This window comes from Peribacillus sp. P4_C12 (genome assembly GCF_056402095.1).
Genome location: NZ_JBFUIB010000304.1, coordinates 1 through 4,478, shown reverse-complemented (window position 1 = coordinate 4,478; position 4,478 = coordinate 1). Strand labels below are relative to the sequence as shown.

The 4,478-nt window shown below is 36.5% G+C and carries 3 protein-coding genes; 1 reads left to right on the top strand and 2 read right to left on the bottom strand.

Annotated features, from left to right (window positions below):
* Window positions 1-557, top strand: a 557-nt coding sequence (locus AC1DUW_RS21610; protein ID WP_477643422.1) for a DUF421 domain-containing protein, incomplete at its 5' end; no start/stop codon positions are given.
* 376 nt (window positions 558-933) lie between these two features.
* Here AC1DUW_RS21610 and AC1DUW_RS21605 read toward each other — a convergent pair.
* Together AC1DUW_RS21605 and AC1DUW_RS21600 are read right to left on the bottom strand one after the other, a co-directional pair.
* The gene (locus tag AC1DUW_RS21605) at window positions 934-2,361 is read right to left on the bottom strand and encodes a 6-phospho-beta-glucosidase (RefSeq protein ID WP_053347665.1); all 1,428 of its coding nucleotides are present in this window, start codon (window positions 2,359-2,361) and stop codon (window positions 934-936) included.
* A gap of 83 nt (window positions 2,362-2,444) precedes the next feature.
* Window positions 2,445-4,373: a beta-glucoside-specific PTS transporter subunit IIABC gene (locus AC1DUW_RS21600; RefSeq protein ID WP_053347666.1), complete on the bottom strand. Its 1,929-nt coding sequence runs from the start codon at window positions 4,371-4,373 to the stop codon at window positions 2,445-2,447.
* Between the last annotated feature and the right edge of the window lie 105 nt (window positions 4,374-4,478).

The following is a 4,478-nucleotide window of genomic DNA, read 5'->3' as shown; positions in this document are numbered from 1 at the left end:
CGTTTAATACTCATATTAAAGCCTACCATCTCTTGCTTTCTTTCGGTATCTTTGTTGGTATAACTTTTCTTATTGCCTATATGTGCTTAAAAAGCCAAAAGGCTCGTAAGTTTTTTGCTGGAGATCCAACCATTGTCATTCAGAATGGAAAAATATTAGAACATAACATGAAAAAGATGCGTTATACCTTAGATTACTTAAATCAAGAACTACGAGAAAAAAATGCATTTGATATTGAAGAGGTTCTTTTTGCTATTCTTGAAATCAACGGAACATTAACTTTATTGAAAAAGCCTCAGTATCGTACCGTGACAAGACAAGATTTATGGATCGCGTCCAGTCCAGAATACAGGCTTCCTATTGAATTAATTATGGATGGAAAAATCATTGATAAAAATTTGAAGGAGAATAAAATTACTCTCTCGTGGCTAGAGAAAGAGTTAAAGAAGCGCAATTTGTGGGTAAACGACGTGACCTATGGAGTTTTAGGTGCAAATGGACAACTTTACCTTGATACATATAATGACCATTTGCAGTCTCCAATTGATCAAGAATGAGACGATTTTTATCTTTTAGGGATACCGCCAATGGCGGTACCTCCATTGCCATCAAGTTAAAGTTTTGTAGTACCCCAGAACGAAATTTTGGACTTTCTTGTAACTTCTAAGTTCAATTTATCGTTTTGAGGGTGACCGATTTTCTTGGCTTGATGGGTAGTATGTGGCTGAACCGCAATAAGAGAGGTTGCTGCAGCAACCTTTTTCTTACGTAACAAACTGGGCAGGATAGTTCAAAGTTGTGTTATTGGTTTAACTGTTTTACTATTTTTTAGATGAAAAAGCCGATGATTCTTTAGAGTGAATCATCGGCTTCTATTAGGGGTTTATCTGACGGACTAGAGCAGAAACCCTGTGACTAAGCCATCTACACTAGTTAATCTAAATCTTCGCCATTCGTGGAAATAACTTTTTTATACCAATAAAAGCTCTTCTTTTTACTTCTTTTTAATGTTCCATTTCCTTTATTGTCCTGGTCAACATAAATAAATCCATACCGCTTGTCCATCTCGCCAGATCCAGCACTCACTAAATCTATAGGTGCCCATGTTGTATATCCTAAAATATCTACCCCATCAACCTGAATCGCATCTTTCATCGCTTGGATGTGTTCTCTTAAATAATCAATTCTATAATCGTCTTCCACATAACCATTTTTGTCCACTTCATCCTTTGCCCCTAACCCATTTTCTACAATAAATAATGGCTTCTCATAACGATCGTAGACATGATTTAGAGTAATTCTTAGCCCCAATGGATCGATGGGCCATCCCCATTGGCTGTACTCCAAATAAGGATTTTTGGTGGATGCAAATAAATTTCCTTCTGCATTATCTCCCTCATCGCCATCTGTTCTTACACAGCGACTGTTATAATAAGAAAGGGAAATAAAATCTACTGTATATTTTGCGAGGAGCTCTTCATCCCCCTTCTCCATTATTGGCATCGTCCCATTACGTTCCATTTCTTTTAGAGCATAGTTTGGATATTTTCCTCTTGCTTGTACATCAACAAAGAAATAATTTTCCCGATCTAATTTTGTTGCTTCCCAAACATCATTTGGATTACAACTATAAGGATATACACTCCCTGCCGCAAACATACAACCGACTACATTATTTTCATCTATTTCACGAGCCATTTTAGTTGCCTTGGCACTTGCAATAAGTTCATGGTGTGCAGCTTGATATTTTATCTTTTCTTCATTCTCACCTTCTTCAAAATAAATTCCCGCCCCCATGAATGGCGCATGTAAAATCATATTAATCTCATTAAATGTTAACCAGTATTTAACTAAACCCTTATATCTTTTAAAAATAACTTGGCATAGTTGTACATAGAAATCAATCATTTTACGGTTACTCCAGCCACCGTATTCTTTAATCAGGTGCATCGGACAATCAAAGTGAGTAATGGTTACGAGTGGCTCTATATTATATTTACGGCATTCTTTAAATAAACTTTCATAAAATTGAAGTCCCGCTTCATTTGGTTTTTCTTCATCACCTAATGGAAAGATTCTACTCCAAGCAATACTCATTCGATAAACCTTAAAGCCCATTTCAGCAAATAGTTGAATATCTTCCTTGAAATGATGGTACATATCAATACCTTTTTTAGCTGGATAATAGTAATTTTCATCAAAATTATACATTTTCAGCTTTCCTGTAATTACTAAAGATCGAGCTTCTCCTGTTGGGCACACATCAACATTCGAAAGTCCTCTCCCATTTTCGTCATATCCCCCTTCACATTGATTGGCTGCGGTAGCCCCACCCCATAAAAAATCATCACTAAACTTCATCACTCATTCCTCCAGTATCGAAGTATTATCCCTAATGACCGTGTACAGAAAACTTTTTTGCCTAGATTAGGCCGTCTTTGATATCAAAATATAACCGTAATTAAATTCGTTCCTCTATCCACGTTACCCTCTTTATACTCCGCAACCTCCAAATAATCTGCGGAATTCGTAATAACTATTGGAGTAACAGCACTGTAACCAGCTTGTTCTATTTCTTCAATATTGAAATCTAACAACCTTTGACCTTTCCTCACCTTATCGCCTTGTTTTACATAAGCTTTAAATCCTTTACCTTCTAATTGGACTGTGTTTAGACCAACATGAATCAGAATCTGCACTCCATTCTCCGATATAATTCCAATCGCATGTAAACTAGGGAATAACGCTGTTACTTCCCCATTAACAGGGGCCACAACCACTCCTTCTGCAGGTACGATTGCAACTCCACTACCTAATACACCTGATGAAAAAGCCGCATCTTCTATATCTTTTAATTGCATCACTTCACCTTTTATTGGGCTTTCAATTATTTCTTTCTCTAATCTACTTTTCTTTTCCTCTTGGATAACTTCAATTTGAGCCTCATTCACACCTGCGTAAACAGTCTCTTTATCTTTATAGACAATCATCGTCAATATAAATGCCACTACCATCGAAATTGCAATACCGATAACCGCGACAATTAAATTCCCCATTGCTCCATCCGGTTCAATCATTGCGGGTAATTCAAAAATACCCATTCCACCAGCCATGAACTTTCTTAAATTAAAGAATCCATAGAATCCTCCACCGATCCCACCAGCAATACAACTTATAATAAATGGTTTCTTTAAGGGTAATAGAATTCCATAAATAGCTGGTTCTGTTACCCCGAATATACTGGATAGGAAATTTGGCAAAGACATTTCCTTCATCTTCTTGTCTTTTGTTTTAAGTAAAATTGCTAGGACAACTCCCGCAGTTGCAAAAGTACAAGCAAAGAAAGGCATCATCACATTATCGTATCCCATAGTCATAATGTTATTTAGATATACAGGTATGAATCCCCAGTGCATACCAAAGATAACTAGTATTTGCCACGTAGCTCCTACGATGATGCCAGCAAACACTGGGCTGAAGTCTCTAACTGCAAATACAAATTCAGAAACAACCGTTGAGCCAAATGTTGCAAGTGGGCCAATTACAATAAATGCAACTGGTAATGCAATTAATAATGTAAGCATCGGAACAAAGAAGAATTTAAGTAAATCTGGTACAACCTTATTACAAACTTTTTCGCATTTTGCAGCAAAATATACAGCTAAAATAACAGGAATAACTGTCCCTGTATAATCTATCGAAATTAAAGGTATGCCAAAGAAGTCAATGTAAATCGGCGCTTCAAACATGGAACCTTGAAATAATGTATACATTGCATTAGTACTTGAAGAAACAACACTAGCTTGTATGTTTGGGTAACACATAATAGCCCCTACAACTAAGCCTAACATGGGTTTCAAACCAAACTTTTTAGCTGAAGTATAACCTAAAAACAATGGTAGAAAAGTAAATAGGGCATCACCGATTGCGTTAATGACCATTGAGCCACCCGAAGTTGGGCTATATAATCCTATAGCAACGAACAGCGCATCTAGTCCTTTCAACATACCACATGCAGCCATAATACCTAATATTGGCTGGAATATGCCTGATATGATGTCAATTGCCTTATTTAGTAATTTTTCAGGCTTTTGCTCACCTTGATGGGATGCATTCAGTTGATCTACGTCAATCAGTGCACTAATGTCATCATATACTTGTGGTACATGGTTTCCGATAACGACTTGATACTGCCCACCACTTTTCATGACCGTGACAACACCATCTATATTTTTTAGGATGTCATCATTTGCGATGTCCTCGTCCTTCAATTTAAACCGTAGTCGAGTCACACAATGTGTTAAGCTATTTATATTTTCCTTTCCACCTATATTTTCAATAATTTTTTTTGCTAATTCGTTGTATTTCCCCATTTTTTAATCCTCCATTTTTTCTTGTATTTATTAACAAAAATAGTGAAGGTTTGGCCTCCTCCATTTTTTCTTGTATTTATTAACAAAAATAGTGAAGGTTTGGCC

What these genes read in the sequence shown, in the direction of transcription:
- AC1DUW_RS21605 (WP_053347665.1), bottom strand. Translation starts at nt 2,361, where the DNA reads ATGAAGTTTAGTGATGATTTTTTATGGGGTGGGGCTACCGCAGCCAAT.
- AC1DUW_RS21600 (WP_053347666.1), bottom strand. Translation starts at nt 4,373, where the DNA reads ATGGGGAAATACAACGAATTAGCAAAAAAAATTATTGAAAATATAGGT.